The 18,358-nt window shown below is 70.9% G+C and carries 17 protein-coding genes and 1 riboswitch; of the genes, 7 read left to right on the forward strand and 10 right to left on the reverse strand.

The annotated features are described in order from the left end of the window. Positions 1 to 37: 37 nt before the first annotated feature. Positions 38 to 490: a hypothetical protein gene (locus AB0O36_RS26490; protein ID WP_365114694.1), complete on the reverse strand. Its 453-nt coding sequence runs from the start codon at positions 488 to 490 to the stop codon at positions 38 to 40. Between the two features lie 104 nt (positions 491 to 594). Further along, positions 595 to 1,560: a helix-turn-helix domain-containing protein gene (locus AB0O36_RS26495; RefSeq protein ID WP_365114695.1), complete on the reverse strand. Its 966-nt coding sequence runs from the start codon at positions 1,558 to 1,560 to the stop codon at positions 595 to 597. Between the two features lie 92 nt (positions 1,561 to 1,652). On the opposite strand from AB0O36_RS26495, the gene AB0O36_RS26500 reads away from it, so the two are divergent. After that, positions 1,653 to 1,904, forward strand: coding sequence for a hypothetical protein (locus AB0O36_RS26500; RefSeq protein WP_365114696.1), 252 nt, complete (start codon positions 1,653 to 1,655; stop codon positions 1,902 to 1,904). On the opposite strand, the gene AB0O36_RS26505 is transcribed toward AB0O36_RS26500, so the two are convergent. The 3 genes from AB0O36_RS26505 to AB0O36_RS26515 form a co-directional block, all read right to left on the reverse strand. After that, positions 1,856 to 2,872 (reverse strand): ribonucleotide-diphosphate reductase subunit beta, encoded by a 1,017-nt coding sequence (locus tag AB0O36_RS26505; protein ID WP_365114697.1) that lies wholly within the window; start codon positions 2,870 to 2,872, stop codon positions 1,856 to 1,858. The two genes, AB0O36_RS26500 and AB0O36_RS26505, sit on opposite strands and share 49 nt — an antisense overlap. Next, on the reverse strand, positions 2,872 to 5,280 hold the full coding sequence (locus tag AB0O36_RS26510; RefSeq protein ID WP_365114698.1) for a ribonucleoside-diphosphate reductase subunit alpha: 2,409 nt from the start codon (positions 5,278 to 5,280) through the stop codon (positions 2,872 to 2,874). The genes AB0O36_RS26505 and AB0O36_RS26510 overlap by 1 nt, the downstream gene beginning before the upstream one ends. Positions 5,281 to 5,433: 153 nt before the next feature. Beyond that, a riboswitch (cobalamin riboswitch) is annotated at positions 5,434 to 5,553 on the reverse strand. A gap of 45 nt (positions 5,554 to 5,598) precedes the next feature. Beyond that, entirely contained in the window at positions 5,599 to 6,114 is a 516-nt protein-coding gene (locus tag AB0O36_RS26515; RefSeq protein ID WP_365114699.1) for a GNAT family N-acetyltransferase, read from the reverse strand. A 78-nt stretch (positions 6,115 to 6,192) separates the two neighbouring features. On the opposite strand from AB0O36_RS26515, the gene AB0O36_RS26520 reads away from it, so the two are divergent. Further along, positions 6,193 to 6,777 carry a Uma2 family endonuclease gene (locus AB0O36_RS26520; protein WP_365114700.1) on the forward strand — a complete coding sequence of 195 codons (585 nt, stop codon included), beginning with the start codon at positions 6,193 to 6,195 and terminating at the stop codon, positions 6,775 to 6,777. A gap of 60 nt (positions 6,778 to 6,837) precedes the next feature. Here the strand turns inward: AB0O36_RS26520 and AB0O36_RS26525 are convergent, their stop codons facing one another. From AB0O36_RS26525 to AB0O36_RS26535, 3 genes are all read right to left on the reverse strand, one after another. Beyond that, positions 6,838 to 7,035, reverse strand: a complete 198-nt coding sequence (locus tag AB0O36_RS26525) for a YbdD/YjiX family protein (RefSeq protein ID WP_365114701.1) — start codon at positions 7,033 to 7,035, stop codon at positions 6,838 to 6,840. Beyond that, entirely contained in the window at positions 7,032 to 9,185 is a 2,154-nt protein-coding gene (locus AB0O36_RS26530; protein WP_365114702.1) for a carbon starvation CstA family protein, read from the reverse strand. Before AB0O36_RS26530 ends, AB0O36_RS26525 begins: the two co-directional genes overlap by 4 nt. Before the next feature lie 272 nt (positions 9,186 to 9,457). After that, positions 9,458 to 10,222, reverse strand: coding sequence for a GntR family transcriptional regulator (locus tag AB0O36_RS26535; protein WP_365114703.1), 765 nt, complete (start codon positions 10,220 to 10,222; stop codon positions 9,458 to 9,460). 292 nt (positions 10,223 to 10,514) lie between these two features. Here AB0O36_RS26535 and AB0O36_RS26540 point away from each other — a divergent pair, with 292 nt between their 5' ends. The 4 genes from AB0O36_RS26540 (at position 10,515) to AB0O36_RS26555 (ending at position 15,467) form a co-directional block, all read left to right on the forward strand. Then, a complete protein-coding gene (locus AB0O36_RS26540; RefSeq protein WP_365114704.1) occupies positions 10,515 to 11,798 on the forward strand; it encodes an extracellular solute-binding protein in 1,284 nt (427 codons plus the stop codon). Between the two features lie 235 nt (positions 11,799 to 12,033). Then, positions 12,034 to 13,062, forward strand: coding sequence for a sugar ABC transporter permease (locus AB0O36_RS26545; RefSeq protein ID WP_365114705.1), 1,029 nt, complete (start codon positions 12,034 to 12,036; stop codon positions 13,060 to 13,062). 86 nt (positions 13,063 to 13,148) lie between these two features. Continuing rightward, a complete protein-coding gene (locus tag AB0O36_RS26550; RefSeq protein ID WP_365114734.1) occupies positions 13,149 to 13,931 on the forward strand; it encodes a carbohydrate ABC transporter permease in 783 nt (260 codons plus the stop codon). 6 nt (positions 13,932 to 13,937) lie between these two features. Beyond that, positions 13,938 to 15,467: a glycoside hydrolase family 3 protein gene (locus AB0O36_RS26555; RefSeq protein WP_365114706.1), complete on the forward strand. Its 1,530-nt coding sequence runs from the start codon at positions 13,938 to 13,940 to the stop codon at positions 15,465 to 15,467. A 279-nt stretch (positions 15,468 to 15,746) separates the two neighbouring features. Here the strand turns inward: AB0O36_RS26555 and nagB are convergent, their stop codons facing one another. Further along, a complete protein-coding gene (nagB, locus tag AB0O36_RS26560; RefSeq protein ID WP_365114707.1) occupies positions 15,747 to 16,532 on the reverse strand; it encodes a glucosamine-6-phosphate deaminase in 786 nt (261 codons plus the stop codon). Between the two features lie 194 nt (positions 16,533 to 16,726). Further along, positions 16,727 to 17,488, reverse strand: coding sequence for an SDR family oxidoreductase (locus AB0O36_RS26565; RefSeq protein WP_365114708.1), 762 nt, complete (start codon positions 17,486 to 17,488; stop codon positions 16,727 to 16,729). Between the two features lie 86 nt (positions 17,489 to 17,574). Between AB0O36_RS26565 and AB0O36_RS26570 the strand changes: the two genes are divergently transcribed. Next, positions 17,575 to 18,168, forward strand: coding sequence for a TetR/AcrR family transcriptional regulator (locus AB0O36_RS26570; RefSeq protein WP_365114709.1), 594 nt, complete (start codon positions 17,575 to 17,577; stop codon positions 18,166 to 18,168). Positions 18,169 to 18,358: the final 190 nt, after the last annotated feature.

Below are 18,358 nucleotides of genomic sequence, written 5' to 3' on the forward strand. Positions count from 1 at the left end.
GTCAGGAGCGGGCCCCTCGGCATGTGGGACGGGCCGATCAGCCCCACCGGTCGTCGTCGGTGCCGGCCGGGGTGGTGTCCCAGCCGTTGCCGTCCTTGCCGACCGGGGTGGTGTTCCAGCCGAAGTCGGCCTTGCCGGCGGGGGTGGTGTTCCAGCCGAAGTCGTTCTTGCCGATCGGGGCCGTGCCCCAGTCGGAGTCGGCCTTGCCGGCAGGAGTGGTGTTCCAGCCGAAGTCGGCCTTGCCGGCGGGAGTGGTGTCCCAGCCCAGGTCGTTCTTGCCGATCGGGGGAGTGCCCCAGTCGGAGTCGGCCTTGCCGGCGGGAGTGGTGTTCCAGCCGAAGTCGGCCGGGGCGGTGTTCCAGCCGAGGTCGTTCTTGCCGATCGGGGCGGTGCCCCAGTCGGAGTCGGCGGAAGCGGTGGTGACGGCGCCACCGAAGGCGAGCGCGGCGATGGCAGCGGTGGCCAGGAAACGTGCTGTGGTGCGCGACATTTGAACCCCCTGAAATATCGGCGGAGTTGACGGGACCGACCGTATGCAGACCGATCGCCGACGGCATACGGCCAAGATCACAGCACGTGGGGGAACAGGCGACTTCAGGCCACCCGCGGACCGCGGAAGGCGCGCCGGAAGGCGTTCGGGGTGGTGCCCAGGGCGCGCAGGAAGTGGTGCCGCAGCGCGGCGGCGTTACCGAAGCCGCAGCGGCCGGCGATGGCGTCCACCGTCTCGTCCGAGCACTCCAGCAACTCCTGCGCCAGCAGCACCCGCTGACGCAGCAGCCACTGGTAGGGGGTGGTGCCGGTCTCGGCGAGGAAGCGGCGGGCGAAGGTCCGCGGGGACATGTGCGCCCGCTCCGCCAGCTGCTCCACGGTGATCTCCTCGGCCAGGTGCCGGGACATCCACTGCAGCACCTCGCCGACGGTGTCGCATGGGGTGCGCGGCAGGGGGCGCCGGATGTACTGGGCCTGGCCGCCGTCCCGGTGCGGCGGGACCACCATGCGCCGGGCGATGGTGTTCGCGACCTCGGCGCCGTGCTCCTGGCGGACCACATGCAGGCAGGCGTCGATGCCGGAGGCGGTGCCGGCCGCCGTGACCACCCGGCCCTCGTCCACGTACAGCACCTCGGGGTCGACCAGGGCGCGCGGGTAACGGCGCATCAGGGTGGCCGAGTGCATCCAGTGGGTGGTGCAGCGGCGCCCGTCCAGCAGTCCGGCCGCGCCCAGCACGAAGGCGCCGCTGCACACGCTGAGCACGCGCGCGCCCCGGTCGACGGCTGCGCGCAGGGCCTCCAGCAGCGGCTCGGGGTAGTCGCGGACCGGGGCCTGCCGGTCGGCGGGCAGGCAGATCAGGTCGGCTTCGGCCGTCCGCTCCAGGCCGTGTGCGGGCCGGAGGGTGAGTCCGGTGTCCGCGAGCGCCAGCGGGCCCTCCTCGCCGGCGCACACGGCGAAGTCGTACACCGGCAGGCCTTCGGCGCTCCGGTCGATCCCGAAGACCTCGCAGAAGATCCCGAACTCGAAGGGGGCGACGCCGTTCATCAGCACCACGGCCACGTTCTTCAGCATGGGCCCAGTGTGCCAGCGATCTGGCAGTAATTCGCACTTCCATGACAGTCCTGCCACTGTCCGGTGGGGATCATCCTGGCGAGAGTTGAGGCATGAACACGCCCATGAACACGCCCTTGGACACGCTCCTGAGCTACCTCGCCGTCGTCGCCCTCGCCGCCCTGGTCCTGGGCCCCGCCCTCTTCGGAATCGCCCGGGAACGCCGGATCGGCCGGCAGCTGCGCGAGGCGCAGGCCGCCGGCCGATCCGTGGAGGGGGCCCGGGCGTCCCGGGTGTCCGGGGCGTCCCGCAGGGCTCAGAAGTCCTCGTCGAGGTCGACCGTGCCCTCGACGGCGACCTGGTAGGCCGACGGACGCCGCTCGAAGAAGTTGGTCAGTTCCTGGACGCCCTGGAGCTCCATGAAGGAGAACGGGTTCTCCGAGCCGTATACCGGCGCGAAGCCGAGGCGGACCAGACGCTGGTCGGCGACGCACTGGAGGTACTCGCGCATGGACTCGGTGTTCATGCCCGGCAGGCCGTCACCGCACAGGTCGCGGCCGAACTGCAGCTCGGCTTCCACGGCTTCCTTGAGCATGTCGGTGACCTGCTGCCGCAGCTGCTCGTCGAAGAGCTCCGGCTCCTCCTTGCGCACGGTGTCGATGACCGCGAACGCGAAGTCCATGTGGCAGCTCTCGTCGCGGAACACCCAGTTGGTGCCGGTGGCCAGGCCGTGCAGCAGGCCGCGCGACCGGAACCAGTAGACGTACGCGAAGGCGCCGTAGAAGAACAGGCCCTCGATGCACGCCGCGAAGCAGATCAGGTTCAGCAGGAAGCGGCGGCGGTCGGCGGCCGTCTCCAGGCGGTCGATCGTCTCGACCGAGTCCATCCACTTGAAGCAGAACTGCGCCTTCTCGCGGATGGAGGGGATGTTCTCCACGGCGGCGAACGCGGCCGTGCGGTCGTCCGGGTCGGGCAGGTAGGTGTCCAGCAGCGTCAGGTAGAACTGGACGTGCACGGCCTCCTCGAACAGCTGGCGCGACAGGTACAGGCGCGCCTCCGGGGAGTTGATGTGCTTGTACAGCGTCAGGACCAGGTTGTTCGCCACGATCGAGTCGCCCGTCGCGAAGAACGCCACCAGACGGCCGATCATGTGCTGCTCGGCCGGGCTCAGCTTCGCCAGGTCGGCCACGTCGGAGTGGAGGTCGACCTCCTCCACCGTCCAGGTGTTCTTGATCGCGTCCCGGTAGCGCTCGTAGAAGTCCGGGTAGCGCATCGGGCGGAGCGTCAGTTCGAAGCCCGGGTCGAGCAGGTTCTTCGTGTCGGTGGTGGTCATTACTGGCAGGCCTCGCAGGACTCGGGGTTCTCAAGGGAGCAGGCCAGCGCGTCGGCGTCGACGGCCTGCGGGAGCGGCGCGGCGGTGGCGGGGACCGCCGTGCCGGAGGCCGCGCGGGCGATCTTCGTCGCCGGGCGCGAGCGCAGGTAATAGGTGGTCTTCAGGCCCTGCTTCCAGGCGTACGCGTACATCGAGCTGAGCTTCCCGATGGTCGGCGTCTCCATGAACAGGTTCAGCGACTGGCTCTGGTCCAGGTACGGGGTGCGGGCCGCGGCCATGTCGATCAGGCCGCGCTGCGGGATCTCCCACGCCGTCCGGTACAGGTCGCGGACCTCGTCCGGGATCCAGCCGAAGCCCTGGACGGAGCCGGAGGAGTCCCGCAGTGCCTCGCGGGTCTGCGCGTCCCACACGCCGAGCTTCTTCAGGTCGTCCACCAGGTACGCGTTGACCTGGAGGAACTCCCCGCTCAGCGTCTCGCGCTTGAACAGGTTGGAGACCTGCGGCTCGATGCACTCGTACACGCCGGCGATCGAGGCGATCGTCGCGGTCGGGGCGATCGCCAGCAGGAGGGAGTTGCGCAGACCGGTGGTGGCCATGCGCGCGCGCAGCGCCTCCCAGCGCTCCGGCCAGTGGTGCGCCACGCCGTAGTGGTCCGGGTGCAGGACGCCCCGGGCGGTACGGGTCTCCGCCCAGGCCGGCAGCGGGCCGCTGCGCTCGGCGAGGTCGGTGGACGCCTCGTACGCGGCCAGCATGATCCGCTCGGCGATCTTCGTGGAGAGCGCCTTGGCCTCGGCGGAGTCGAAGGGCAGGCGGAGCTTGAAGAAGACGTCCTGCAGGCCCATCGCGCCCAGGCCCACCGGGCGCCAACGGGCGTTGGAGCGGCCGGCCTGCTCGGTCGGGTAGAAGTTGATGTCCACCACGCGGTCGAGGAAGGTCACCGCGGTACGGACGGTCTCGTCCAGGCGCTCCCAGTCCAGCTCACCGGTGCCGGGCAGCACGAAGGCGCCCAGGTTGACCGAGCCGAGGTTGCAGACCGCGGTCTCGCCGTCGTTCGTGACCTCGATGATCTCGGTGCACAGGTTCGAGGAGTGGACCACGGTGCCGGGCAGCGCGGTCTGGTTGGCCGTCCGGTTGGAGGCGTCCTTGAAGGTCATCCAGCCCTGGCCGGTCTGCGCGAGGGTGCGCATCATGCGGCCGTACAGCTCGCGCGCGGGCATGGTCTTCCTGGCCAGGCCGGCCTGCTCGGCCTTGACGTAGGCGGCGTCGAAATCGGCCCCGTACAGGTCGACCAGCTCGGGCACGTCGGCGGGCGAGAACAGCGACCACTCGGCGTCGGCGTTGACCCGGCGCATGAACTCGTCCGGGATCCAGTGCGCCAGGTTCAGGTTGTGGGTGCGGCGGGCGTCCTCGCCGGTGTTGTCGCGGAGTTCCAGGAACTCCTCGATGTCGGCGTGCCAGGTCTCCAGGTAGACGGCGGCGGCGCCCTTGCGGCGGCCGCCCTGGTTCACCGCGGCGACCGAGGCGTCCAGGGTCTTCAGGAACGGAACGATGCCGTTGGAGTGGCCGTTGGTGCCGCGGATCAGCGAACCGCGGGCGCGGATCCGGGAGTACGACAGGCCGATGCCGCCGGCGTGCTTCGACAGCCGGGCCACCTGGTGGTAGCGGTCGTAGATGGAGTCGAGCTCGTCCAGCGGGGAGTCCAGCAGGTAGCAGGAGGACATCTGCGGGTGCCGGGTGCCGGAGTTGAAGAGGGTGGGGGAGGAGGGGAGGTAGTCCAGCCGGTTCATCAGCCCGTACAGGGAGGTGACCTCCTCCACCGCGCGGACGCTCTCGTCCTCGGCGAGACCGCAGGCCACGCGGAGCATGAAGTGCTGCGGGGTCTCGATGACCTGCCGGGTGATCGGGTGGCGCAGCAGGTAGCGGCTGTGCAGGGTGCGCAGGCCGAAGAAGCCGAAGCGGTCGTCGGCGCCGTCGGCGAGGGCGTGCTCGACCAGCGCGTCGAGGCGGGCGGCGTGGGCGCGGACGAACTCCGCGGTCCGGTCCGCGATCAGACCCTCGCGGTGGCCGACGGCGACCGACTCGGTGAAGGAGGCGGCGCCCTGGCCGGCGGCCTCCTCGGCGATGGCGAGGGTCAGCAGGCGTGCCGCCAGCTTCGAGTACGCCGGGTCCTCGGAGATCAGCCCCGCGGCCGCCTCGGTGGCCAGGCCGCGCAGCTCGGCCTCGTCCGCGTCGGCGCTGCGGCCGCGCAGCGCGGCGGCGGCGACCCGGCCGGGGTCGGTGTCGGGAAGGTCGGCCGTCAGCTGGGTGAGGATCCGCAGCAGTGCGGCCCCCGGTCCCCCGGTGCCCTTGGTGTCCTCGGAGGACGGGTCGGCGGACTCGGCGCGCGGTGCGGCAGGCGCGATGGTCACGGGGGGAGCTCTCCCTCGCTCGGCTCCGGATCCCCGGTGGCGGGCGCGAGGCAGCGCGCGTACGGGGTGGCGGGGCGGGAAGCGAGCGCAGCACCGTACGGCGTCCACCGGCCCAACCGCGAGGCCCGGACGTGATCGGCACCCGGGACGGACGTACCCGGGCGCACCGTCGGCAGGTACTCGGACTTTTCATACCGTTGCGGGACAGTTCCGGATTCTCACCGGATTCCCCTGCGTCGACAGCGAGGACGAGCATACATGTGGGGGCGGCTGCGTGTTGCCACCCCCACATGTTGTGTCGTGGTGTGAATGGTCCGGCTACTGATCGGGTCCGTTCAGCTCCAGTGCGTAGGTGAGCAGGGGAACGCTGGGGACCGGTGACCAGTCCCGCCCGGGGGTCCGTACGAAGCCCAGCCGGCCGTAGATCCGGTGAGCGCCGCGCATGGCCGGCTGGGTGGACAGCACCAGCGCCCGGACCCCCGCGATGGCCCGGGCCCGCTCGATGCAGGCCCGTACGAGTGCTTCGCCCACGCCCTGCCCGCGAGCCTCCGGCGCGACCGCCAGCATCCGGAACTCGGCCTCGTCCGGTCCGGCGATGTCGCAGTAGCGACTGCCGGGCGGTGCGAAGGCGACCCCGCCGAGCACCGTCCCGTCCTCCCGCACGGCGACCAGCACCTCGGAATCCTCCGCCCGCGCGGCCACGTCCCGCAGGACCCCGAGGTAGTACCCGTCGGGGTTGGCGTCGAGCAGCCCGTCGCCGACGTACGCCCGCGCGGTGATCTCCCCGAGGGCCTCGTACTCCCCGGGCCTTGCCTCCCTGATCACGATGTCCATGCGGTCGAGTGTGCAGGACGGCTGTCGGCGGCCGCCGCTATCGTCGGAGACAGCACCGTCGAGGAAGGCGAGCGAGGCATGACCGTGACGACAGACCGGCCCCACATGCCGACTGACGACTTCGAAGCCGTAGCGCGCATAGCCGCCCGCGAGAGGGAGGGGACGCGGCTGGAGTTCATCGACGGGGTCATCAGGAGCAAGGCCATGCCGGACGGCGATCACGGGCGAATCATCCAGTGGCTGCTCAAGATCTGCATGCAGTCACGGCCTGACTTGTTCCTGCATCCGGGGCAGGGGATCAAGGCGCAGGACTATCGGACGGGGCGGGCCATTCCCGACGCGGTGCTGGCGCATCCGGATGCGTTCGTCGGGCAGGGTGACTGGGTCGAGCCCGAGCCCGTCCTCATGGCCGTCGAGGTGACGTCGTGGGATTCCGACACGCAGCGGCGGGACCACGTCGAGAAGCCCCGAGCGTACGCAGAGACGGGAATTCCCGTTTACCTGCTGATCGATCGGGCGAAGTGTGAACTCTCGGTCTACAGCCAGCCCAACGGGCGACGGTACGAGAGCGTCCACATCGTGCCGTACGGCACCGACATCGCGCTTCCGGATCCGGTCGGCATCGTGCTCCAGACCGAAGTTCTGAAGGACTGGGTGCGCTGACGCGAGGCGACGGTTGGGGGCCCCGCCGGGAATCCGGCGGGGCCCTTCGGTGCAGCCGGGTCAGCAGCAGCGGAAGCCCTCGCGGGGGTCCGCCTCGCGGGCGTCCACCCGGGCGCGTTCGAAGGCGCGGCGGGTCATGACCTCCGCGTCCGGGTCGTGCGAGCGGGCGTGGGCGACATAGCGGTCGTACGCGGCCTCGCCGGAGAACTCCCGGACGTAGTACCGGACCCGAGCGAGCCGGTCCCGCAGGGCGGTCACGCCACCGGCTCCGAGACCTTGCCGCCGCCCGAGTCCAGGCCGGCGGCCTCCAGTTCGGCCCGCTCCCGGGCCGTCGGGAACAGCCCGGCCGGGGCGACGATCTTCGACTCGGTCCAGGGGACCTCGGCCAGCCGCACCGACTCGGGGCTGCTGACGGCCTTGAAGCAGGTGCGGGCCGCGTCGGCCAGCACCACGATGATCAGCAGTGCGAACAGGGCGCACAGGACGCCGTCCACGGTGGCGTTGGTGACCACCGTGTGCATCTCGTCCATGGTCTTGGCGGGGGGCAGGACCTTGTCCGCGTCGATGCCGGCCTGGTACTTGTCGCGCTGGGCGAAGAAGCCGACCTTGACGTCGTCGGAGAAGACCTTCTGGTAGCTGGCGGTGAGGGTCACCGTCGCGTCCCAGGCCAGCGGAACGGCCGTCACCCAGGCCCACTTGAGCCGGCCGGACTTCACCAGCAGGGTGGTGCAGACCGCGAGGGCGACGGCGGCCAGCAGCTGGTTCGCGATGCCGAACAGCGGGAACAGCTGGTTGATGCCGCCCAGCGGGTCCTTGACGCCGACCCACAGGAAGTAGCCCCAGCCGCCGACCACGATGGCGCTGGCCAGCCACACGCCGGGCTTCCAGCTGACGTCCTTGAAGGACTTGTGGACGTTGCCGAGGGTGTCCTGGAGCATGAAGCGGCCCACCCGGGTGCCCGCGTCGACGGTGGTGAGGATGAACAGCGCCTCGAACATGATCGCGAAGTGGTACCAGAACGCCTTCATCGAGGAGCCGCCGACCACCGAGGCGAAGATCTCCGACATTCCGAGTGCGAACGTCGGGGCGCCGCCCGTGCGGGAGAGCAGGCTGGTCTCCTCCACGTCCTTCGCGGCCTGCGCGAGGGTCTCCGGGGAGATGGCGAAGCCGAGGTGGGTGACGGCCTGCGAGGCGGACTCGACCGTGGTGCCGATGACCCCGCCCGGGGAGTTGACGGCGAAGTAGAGGCCGGGCTCCAGGATGCAGGCCGTGATCACCGCCATGACGGCCACGAAGGACTCGGTCAGCATCGCGCCGTAGCCGATCATCCGGACCTGGGTCTCCTTCTGGATCATCTTCGGGGTGGTGCCCGAGGAGACCAGGGCGTGGAAGCCCGAGAGGGCGCCACAGGCGATGGTGATGAACACGAAGGGGAACATCGAGCCGGCGAACACCGGGCCGTCGCCGCGCGAGGCGAAGTCGGTGACGGCGGGCATCTTCAGGGTGGGCGTGGAGATGACCACGCCGACGGCCAGCAGGGCGATGGTGCCCACCTTCATGAAGGTGGAGAGGTAGTCGCGGGGTGCGAGCAGCATCCAGACCGGCAGCACCGAGGCCAGGAAGCCGTACACCACCATCCAGATGACCAGGGTCTCCTTCTCCAGGGTGAAGGTGCCGGCCAGCGAGGACTCCGCGACCCAGCCGCCCGCGACGATGGCGAGCAGCAGCAGGGCCACGCCGATCACGGAGACCTCGGTGACCCGGCCGGGGCGCAGCACCCGCAGGTAGAAGCCCATGAACAGGGCGATCGGGATGGTCATGCCGATGGAGAAGACTCCCCAGGGGGAGTGCGCCAGCGCGTTGACGATGACCAGGGCGAGCACCGCGAGCAGGATGATCATGATGACGAACACGGCGACCAGGGCGGCGGCTCCGCCCACCGGGCCGATCTCGTCCCGGGCCATCTGGCCGAGCGAGCGGCCGTCGCGCCGGGTGGAGAAGAACAGCGTGACCATGTCCTGCACCGCTCCGGCGAAGATCACGCCGGCCACGATCCAGATGGTGCCGGGCAGGTAGCCCATCTGGGCGGCGAGCACCGGGCCGACAAGCGGGCCGGCGCCGGCCACCGCGGCGAAGTGGTGGCCGAAGAGCACGCGGCGGTCGGTCGGGTGGAAGTCGACACCGTTGTCGAGGCGTTCGGCGGGGGTCGCCCGGGTGTGGTCGGTCTTCAGTACCCGGTCCGCGATGAACTTCGAGTAGAAGCGGTAGCCGATCGCGTACGAGCCCAGTGCGGCGGCGAGCAGCCAGGCGGCCGAGATCTCCTCGCCGCGGGAGAGCGCGAGCACGCCCCAGCCGATGGCGCCGATGAGTGCCACGAGCACCCAGATGCCGATCGACCGGGGCGTCATGCGCCGTTGTGTCGGTGTTGCTCCCGGTTCTGCCATGACCCTCGTCCCCTCGTTGATCACTACACGCAAGTGCAGGGAATCTATGGGGGGCGGCCCGCCCGGCGTAAGCCCCCGTCCGGAATCCGGTCATGAAGGTCCGTTGGGGGTTCGCCGGGCATTCGTCGAGGGTCGGTGGAGAACCCGTGGAGGACCGGACGGAAGGCCGGACGGAAGGCCGGACGGGGGCCGGGCCGGGGCCGGGCCGGGGCCGGGTGGAGGACCCGGCCCGGGGGTCAGACGGCGGGCCGCTTGAGGCGGGCCACGAACTTGTACCGGTCACCGCGGTACACCGACCGCACCCACTCGACGGGTTCGCCGTCGGCGTCGAAGGAGTGCCGGGACAGCATCAGCATCGGCAGGCCCACGTCGGTGCCGAGCAGCCCGGCCTCGCGCGGGGTGGCCAGCGAGGTCTCGATGGTCTCCTCGGCCTCCGCGAGGTGGACGTCGTACACCTCGGCGAGGGCGGTGTAGAGGGAGGTGTACTTGGCCAGCGAACGGCGCAGTGCGGGGAAGCGCTTGGCCGAGAGGTGGGTGGTCTCGATGGCCATCGGTTCGCCGCTGGCCAGCCGCAGCCGTTCGATCCGCAGCACCCGCCCGCCGGTGGTGATCTTCAGCAGGCCGGCCAGGGTGTCGTCCGCCGTGACGTAGCCGATGTCCAGGAGCTGGGAGGTCGGCTCCAGCCCCTGGGCCCGCATGTCCTCGGTGTACGAGGTGAGTTGCAGGGCCTGCGAGACCTTCGGCTTCGCGACGAACGTCCCCTTGCCCTGGATCCGCTCCAGCCGGCCCTCGACCACCAGCTCCTGCAGCGCCTGCCGGACCGTGGTCCGCGAGGTGTCGAACTCCGCGGCGAGGGTGCGCTCCGGCGGCACCGGGGTCCCGGGCGGGAGGGTCTCGGTCATTTCCAGCAAGTGCCGCTTGAGCCGGTAGTACTTGGGTACGCGTGCGGTGCGGGTGGCCGCTCCGCCGTCCGGCTCAGAGAGCGCCCCTTCGGTGGCCATTGCCGCCCGCCTTCCCGACTCCAGTTCTGCTGCCGTCACCGGCTCCTCCGATATGTCGCTGTCACATCGTGACACGTGCCGGAGGGTCGCCCTCGCCCCTCCTGAGGTGTCGGTCCGGTAACGGACCGAGCACCCGCTCATTAGACCCTTGACACCCCTAAAGGTCTAGGCCAAGCTCCGGGTACTGGTCTAAACCAATCATGAACCAGGTCCCAGCCCCACAGGCAGTACTTGGCGTATGTCATCGCGGCGGGCAAGGGAAGTGCAATGCAGCATCCCTGAGGAGGGTGGCGTGAAGCGCAAGCTCATCGCGGCGGTCGGTGTCGCGGGCATGGTGATCGGCCTCGCGGCGTGTGGCGACGGGGACGACAGCAAGGGCAAGACCGACGCGAACGGCAACAAGGAGCTCACCGTCTGGGTGATGGACGGCTCCGCTCCCCAGCCGTGGCTCGACGCCGTGAACAAGGAGTTCGAGGCCAAGCACCCGGGCACCAAGGTAAAGGTCGAGGTCCAGCAGTGGAAGGGCATCCAGGAGAAGGTCACCACGGCCCTCTCCGAGAACACCCCGCCGGACGTCATCGAACTCGGCAACACCCAGACGGCCGGCTACTCGGTCACCGGCGGCCTCGCCGACCTCACCGGTGACAAGGCCAAGCTCGGCGCCGACGCCTGGTCCAAGGGCATGCTGCCGTCCGCCGAGGTCGACGGCAAGCTGTACTCCGCCCCCTGGTACGCCGCCAACCGTGTCGTCGTCTACGACAAGAAGGCCTACGCCAAGGCCGGCGTCACCCCGCCCAAGACCCGCGACGAGTGGGTCGCCGGCCTGGAGAAGCTGAAGGCCGCCGACCCGGCCACCCAGCCGATCTACCTCCCCGGCCAGAGCTGGTACGTCCTCGCCGGCTTCATCTGGGACGAGGGCGGCGAGCTCGCCGTCAAGGACGGCGACAAGTGGAAGGGCCAGCTCGGCACCCCCGCCGCCAAGAACGGCATGGAGTTCTACAAGAAGCTCCAGGGCTACTCCACCGCCCCCAAGGACAAGGACGAGGCCACCCCGCAGCAGTCCACCGACATCGTTCCCAAGGGCGGCGTCGCCTCCTGGATCGGTCTCGGCTGGGAGGCCGCCGGCGCCGAGAAGGCCCTGAAGGAGGCGGGCAAGGAGGCCGACTTCGGCTACTTCCCGATCCCGGGCAAGACCGCCGACAAGCCGGGCGCCACCTTCCTCGGCGGCTCCAACCTCGCCATCTCCGAGCGCTCCAAGAACAAGGACCTCGCCAAGGAGTGGCTGGCCCTGGCCGCCGGCAAGGACCAGATGACCAAGTACGCCGCCGAGCTCAAGGGCGCCCTGCTGCCCAACCAGGAGGCCGCGAACTTCCAGGCCCCGGCCGGCTCCTTCGCCGAGGCCATGGCCCAGGGTGCCGTCTCCGGCAAGATCACCCCGATCACCCCGGGCTGGGCGAACGTCGAGACCGAGCCGAACCCCATCAAGGAGTTCATGACCAAGGTCCTGAAGGGCGAGGACGCGGCCAAGGCCGGCGAGGCGGCCGACAAGGAAATCGCCTCCCGCATCAGCAAGTGACACCCGCCGGACGAGTGACACCGCTCGGCGAGTGACACGCGCCGGACGAGTGACACCCGTTCGACGAGCGACACCCGCACCCGGCTCCGGCCGGTGGCACCCGGCGCCCCCGGCCCACACCGGACGGCACCACCTGAGCAGCACGACGCACCGGGGGTGCGGCAGCCGCGCCCCGGCGCCCGCCGTACCCCCGGTCGCGCATTGACGCCACAGTCAACCGCGAGGAAACAACGACATGACCGTGCACTCCCAGGGAGCGGCGACCAGCGCTCCACAGGACGCACCACAGAAGTCCGCCGGAAGGCCGCCCGTGCCCCCGGCGCAGACCGCTCCCGGCCCGGGCCGGCCGTCTCCTCGCGGGGGCAGAAAGTCGCTCCCGTCCGGCTGGCTGCCGTACGCGCTGATCGCGCCGGCCGTCATCAGCCTCGTCGGTCTGCTGCTCTACCCCTTCCTCAAGAACATCCTGCTGTCCTTCCAGCGGGTCAACCGGATCGAACTGATCCAGCGCAAGGCCCCGTTCACCGGGTTCGACAACTACACCGAGCTGCTGGGCGACTCGCAGTTCTGGACCGTGGTCGTCCGCACCTTCGCCTTCACCGCGGCCAACGTCGCCCTGATCATGGTGCTGGGCAGCCTCATCGGCATCCTGCTCAACCGCCTCGGCAAGTGGATGCGGCTGGTCCTCTCGCTGGCCCTGGTCATGGCCTGGGCCATGCCCATCGTCGCCTCCGTCACCGTCTTCCAGTGGCTGTTCGACGAGCAGTTCGGCGTCGTCAACTGGCTGATGCGCACGCTCGGCTTCTCCGGCTACGAACAGCACAACTGGTTCGAGACCGGCTTCTCCACCCTGGCGATCATCACCGTCCTGGTGGTCTGGGGCTCCATCCCCTTCGTCGCCCTCAACATGTACGCCGGCCTGACCACCGTCGGCGCCGAGCTGTACGAGGCCGCCAAGATGGACGGCGCCAACGGCTGGCAGACCTTCTGGAAGGTCGTCTTCCCCAACCTCAAGCCCTTCTTCCTGGTCACCACCTTCCTTGAGGTGATCTGGGTGTTCAAGGCGTTCACCCAGGTCTACGCGATGCGGGCGGGCGGCCCCGACCGGGCCTCCGAGACCCTCCCGGTCTTCGCCTACATCGAGGGCCAGAGCCAGGGCCACTACGGCCTCGCCGCCGCCATCTCGGTCCTGACGATCCTGATGCTCGTGGTCGTCATGTCCTTCTACTTCCGCCTGATCCTGAAGCAGGAGGACGATCAGAGTTGAGCACTCAGCAGAGCCTTCGCCCGCGCCCGGAACTCCGGAACCGCAAGCCCCTCCGGCCGGCCACCGTCGCCAAGAACCTCGGCGCGCTGCTCCTGGCCGTGGTCTTCGTCTTCCCGGTCTACTGGATGATCTCCTCGGCGCTGAAGCCGTCGAGCGAGATCCTCACCAAGGACCCGGTCTTCTTCTTCACCCCCACCTTCGACAACTTCGGCACCGCCACCGGGGTCGAGCTGTTCTGGACCTACGTGCAGAACAGCCTGATCGTCACGGTCGCCGCCGTGCTGCTGGCCCTGCTCGTCGCCCTCGCCGCGAGCTTCGCCATCGCCCGGATGAAGTTCAAGGGCCGCAAGGGCCTGATCCTCGGCGTGATGATGGCGCAGATGGCCCCCTGGGAGGTCATGGTCATCGCGATGTACATGATCGCCCGCGACGCGGAGATGCTGAACAGCCTCCCGCTGCTCACCGCGATCTACTTCGTGATGGTCCTGCCCTTCACCATCTGGACCCTGCGCGGCTTCATCGCGGCCGTCCCGGTCACCCTGGAGGAAGCCGCGCAGATCGACGGCTGCACCCGCGGCCAGGCGTTCCGCAAGGTGATCTTCCCGCTGCTCGCCCCCGGCCTGATGTCCACCTCGCTCTTCGGCTTCATCACCGCCTGGAACGAGTTCGCGATGGTCCTGATCCTCAACAAGGACAAGAGCGCGCAGACCCTCCCGCTGTGGCTCACCCAGTTCCAGACGGCCTTCGGCAACGACTGGGGCGCCACCATGGCCGCCTCCACCCTGTTCGCCCTGCCCGTCCTGCTGATCTTCGTCTTCCTCCAGCGCAAGGCCGTCGGCGGGATGACCGCCGGCGCCGTGAAGGGATAACGGCACATGACTGTCCTTGCGCACCGCTCCACCGCGTCCGATTCGAACGACAGGCTCAACCGGGACGCCCTGGCCGTCCTCCAGCCCGGCTTCGAGGGCACCACCGCCCCGGCCTGGCTGCTCCGCCGGGTATCCGAAGGCCTCACCGCGGTCGGTCTGTTCGGCCGCAACATCACCTCGCCCGCACAGCTCGCCGCACTCACCGCACAGCTGCGCGCCGAACGCGAGGACGTCCTCGTCGCCATCGACGAGGAGGGCGGGGACGTGACCCGCCTGGAGGTGCGCGGCGGCTCCTCCTTCCCCGGCAACCTCGCACTCGGCGCGGTGGACGACACCGCCCTGACCCGGGACGTGGCCCACGAGCTGGGCCGCCGCCTCGCCGGGTGCGGGGTCAACCTCAACTGGGCGCCGTCCGCCGACGTCAACTCCAACCCGGACAACCCGGTCATCGGCGTACGGTCCTTCGGCGCCGACACTCTGCTCGCGGCCCGCCACACCGCCGCGTACGTCGAGGGCCTCCAGGCCGCCGGCGTGGCCGCCTGCACCAAGCACTTCCCCGGGCACGGCGACACCAGCGTCGACTCGCACCACGCCCTGCCGCGCATCGACGCCGACCCCGACACGCTCTACGCCCGCGAACTGGTGCCCTTCAAGGCGGCCATCGCCGCCGGCACCAAGGCCGTGATGAGCGCGCACATCCTGGTCCGGTCCCTGGACCCGACCCGGCCCGCCACCCTCAGCCCGCAGATCCTCACCGGCCTGCTCCGCAAGGAGCTCGGCTACGAGGGCCTCATCGTCACCGACGGCATGGAGATGAACGCCATCGCCGGAACCTACGGGATCGAGCGCGGCTCCGTGCTCGCCATCGCGGCCGGTGCCGACGCGATCTGCGTGGGCGGCGGACTCGCCGACGAGGCCACCGTGCTGCGGCTGCGGGACGCCCTGGTCGACGCCGTCCGCGAGGGCTCCCTGCCCGAGGAGCGGCTCGCCGACGCCGCCGCCCGGGTGCGGGCGCTGGCCGACTGGACCCGGCAGGCCTGTACGGCCCGGGCGGACGCGCCGCAGGAGGAGGGGAGCGGCGCGTCCGCGATCGGCCTCACCGCGGCCCGCCGCGCCCTGGCCGTGTCCGGCCGGCCGGCCGCCGTACGCCGCCCCTACGTCGCCACGCTCGCCCCGGTCGCCAACATCGCGGTGGGCGACGAGACCCCGTGGGGCGTCGCCGCCGAACTGGCCGCGCTGGTCCCGGACACCGAGAGCGGGGTCCACCCCGAGGGCGCCACGGCGGCGGACGTCCTGGCCGCGGCCGGGGACCGCACGGTGGTCGCCGTGGTCCGCGACGCCCACCGCCACCCGTGGATGGCCGCGGCCGTGACCGGGCTGGTCGCCGCGCGCCCGGACACCGTGGTGGTGGAGATGGGCCTGCCGCGCGCCGAACCGGCCGGAGCCCTGTACATCGCCACGCACGGCGCAGCCCGGGTCTGCGGCCGGGCCGCGGCGGAGGTCATCGCGGGCACGGGCGCCGGCACGGCGGGCTGAGCACCGGCCCGTCTCACGGACCGGGTCCGGCGCCTCGGGCAGGGGTGCGTACGGACCCCGGGGTGTCCCGCGGAACCAGGCGGTCGTGCGGGACACCCCTTCTGACCCCGACGTGCCCGACGGCGCGCACGCCGGACCGGGCCGGCACCCCGACCACGCCGGTACCGGGTACACCGGAGGCCGGGCTTCCCAGGGGGAAGCCCGGCCTCCGGTGCTGTGCGGCGCCGACCGTACGCGTCGGGATGCGTATGTCGGGATCCGTACCCGTCGGGCCGCTGCCTACAGGCCCTGCCAGGCCGGCTTGGCGGCGTAGGTGTGGCGGAAGTATTCCGCCAGCTTGAGCTTGGAGGCCGCGGCCTCGTCCACGACGACCGTGGCGTGCGGGTGCAGCTGCAGCGCGGACGCCGGGACCAGGGCGGAGAGCGGGCCCTCCACGGTCTGGGCGACGGCCTCGGCCTTGCCCTCGCCGGTGGCCAGCAGCACCAGGTGGCGGGCGTCCAGGATGGTGCCGATGCCCTGGGTGATCACGTGGTGCGGCACCTGGTCGATGTCGTCGTCGAAGAAGCGGGCGTTGTCCACCCGGGTCTGCTCGGTGAGCGTCTTGATGCGGGTGCGGGAGGCGAGCGAGGAGCACGGCTCGTTGAAGCCGATGTGCCCGTCGGTGCCGATGCCGAGCAGCTGGAGGTCCACACCGCCGGCCTCGGCCAGCGCCCGGTCGTACGCCTCGCAGGCCGCCTGGACGTCCTCGGCGGAGCCGTCGGGGCCCATGAAGCTGGCTTCGGTCAGCCCGAGCGGCTCGACGACCTCGCGGAGCACGACCGCCCGGTAGGACTCGGGGTGGCCGGCGGGCAGGCCGACGTACTCGTCGAGCTGGCATATCCGGGCGCGGGAGGGGTCGACCTCGCCGCGCGCGACCTTGCCGGCCAGGGCTTCGTAGATCGGCAGCGGCGTCGAGCCGGTCGCCACGCCCAGCAGGGCGTCGGGCTTGCGGCGGACCAGGGCGGCCATGGCCTCCGCGATGAGCTCGCCGCCTGCCTTGGCGTCCGGGACGATGACAACTTCCACGCTGGGCCTGCCGTTCTGGAGAGGGGTCCCCCGGCGCAGCCGTGGGGAATGGGGCTGTGTGGTATAGACCAATCTAGCAGAGTCGCCCCCTTCCCGGCTGCGTTTTCCGCCCGACTTCCATGGTGGTCCCGGCGGGCCGCCCCGGCAGGGCGGGGCAGCCCGCAGGCCGGGGCGGCCGGGGCCGCCGGAGTCCGTCAGAGCAGCGCGAGCTGGAGGCCGCCGGTCGCCGCCAGGTGCTGGCCGGTCACCCACCCGGCGTCCGGCGAGGCCAGGAAGGCCACCACCGAGGCGACCTCGTCCGCCGTCCCCAGCCGGTGGAACACCGAGCGTGACTCCGCGTGCGCCCGGGCCGCCGGATCGGCCAGCCAGCCGGCGTTGAGGTCGGTCTCGGTCACACCCGGGCCCACCGAGTTCACCGTGATCCCGCGCGGCGCGAGCTGCGCGGCCAGCGACACCGTCAGGGCGTTGACCGCGCCCTTCGCGGCGACGGTGGCCAGGATGGCGGGCAGGGCGATGTCCGGGGTGCCGGTCACGTTCACGATCCGGCCGCCGTCCTTCAGGCGGGCCAGCCCGTGCCGGATGACGAAGAACGGCGCCTTGGCGTTGAGCGCGTGCGCCCGGTCGTACGTGTCCTCGTCGGTGGTCTCGATGTCCGCGAAGAAGGCCGCGCCCGCGTTGTTCACCAGGACGTCCACCTTCTCGGTGGCCAGTGGGTGGGCGGCGTACGCAGCCCACAGCGCCTCGGCGTCGCCCGGGACCCCCAGCTCCGCCCGGATCGCGAAGGCCCGCCCGCCGGCCGCCTCGATGCCCGCCACGGTCTCCTTCGCCGTCGCCTCGTTGCTGCCGTAGTGCACGGCCACCAGCGCGCCGTCGCGGGCCAGCCGCTCGGACACCGCCCGTCCGATGCCCCGGCTGCCGCCGGTGACCACTGCCGTCTTCCCCTGGAGCACGCCCATGGCGCTCCCCTTTCCGTAGCGATCGATACAGAAGCTGACGACGGGGACCGTACCAGATTTTCTAGCGTACGCTATAGAATTGGCGCATGGTGACCGGACAGCGCGGCAGGCCCCGCTCCTTCGACCGCGACGCCGCCCTCGACAAGGCGCTGACCGCCTTCTGGGAGCGCGGCTACGAGGCGACCTCGATCTCGGACCTCACCAGGGCGATGGGCATCGGCGCGCCCAGCCTGTACGCGGCCTTCGGCGACAAGCGCAAGCTCTTCGACGAGGTCGTGCTGGTCTACGGCGGCCGATACGGGGACTTCGCGAGCGTCGCGCTCGCCGAGGAGCCCACCGCGCGGACCGCGATCGGGCGGATCCTGCGCGAAGCCGCCGAGATCTACACCGACCCCGCCCACCCGCCCGGCTGCCTGGTGATCAGCGCGGCCGTCAACACCACCGCGGGCGAGGTGGCGGAGGCGCTGCGGGTCCGGCGGGAGGCCAACCTGGCGGCGTTCGAGAGCCGGATCCGGGCGGACGTCGCGTCCGGCGAACTGCCGGCGGACACCGATGCGCACGCGCTGGCCCGCTACTGCGGGGCGGTGCTCCAGGGGATGTCCGTGCAGTCGCGGGACGGCGCGACCCGGGAAGAGCTGGAGGCGGTGGCCGAGACGGCGCTGCGCGCCTGGCCGGCGTAGGGGATTCCCGGGCTCTCAGGGGGCTCTCGGGGCGCGCCCCGGGCTACCCGGGGGCTCCTCTGGGCCACGGTGCCGGGACGGGACCCTCGACCCGTCCGGCACCGTAGCCCGGAGTTCTTCGGCCGGCAGGTGTGCGGTCCTGGCGGCCGGCAGGAGGTGCCTGCGCGGTCAGGGCAGAGCGCGTGGCTTC

The sequence above is a fragment of the Streptomyces sp. NPDC089799 genome, from assembly GCF_040684755.1.
Taxonomy (GTDB): domain Bacteria; phylum Actinomycetota; class Actinomycetes; order Streptomycetales; family Streptomycetaceae; genus Streptomyces.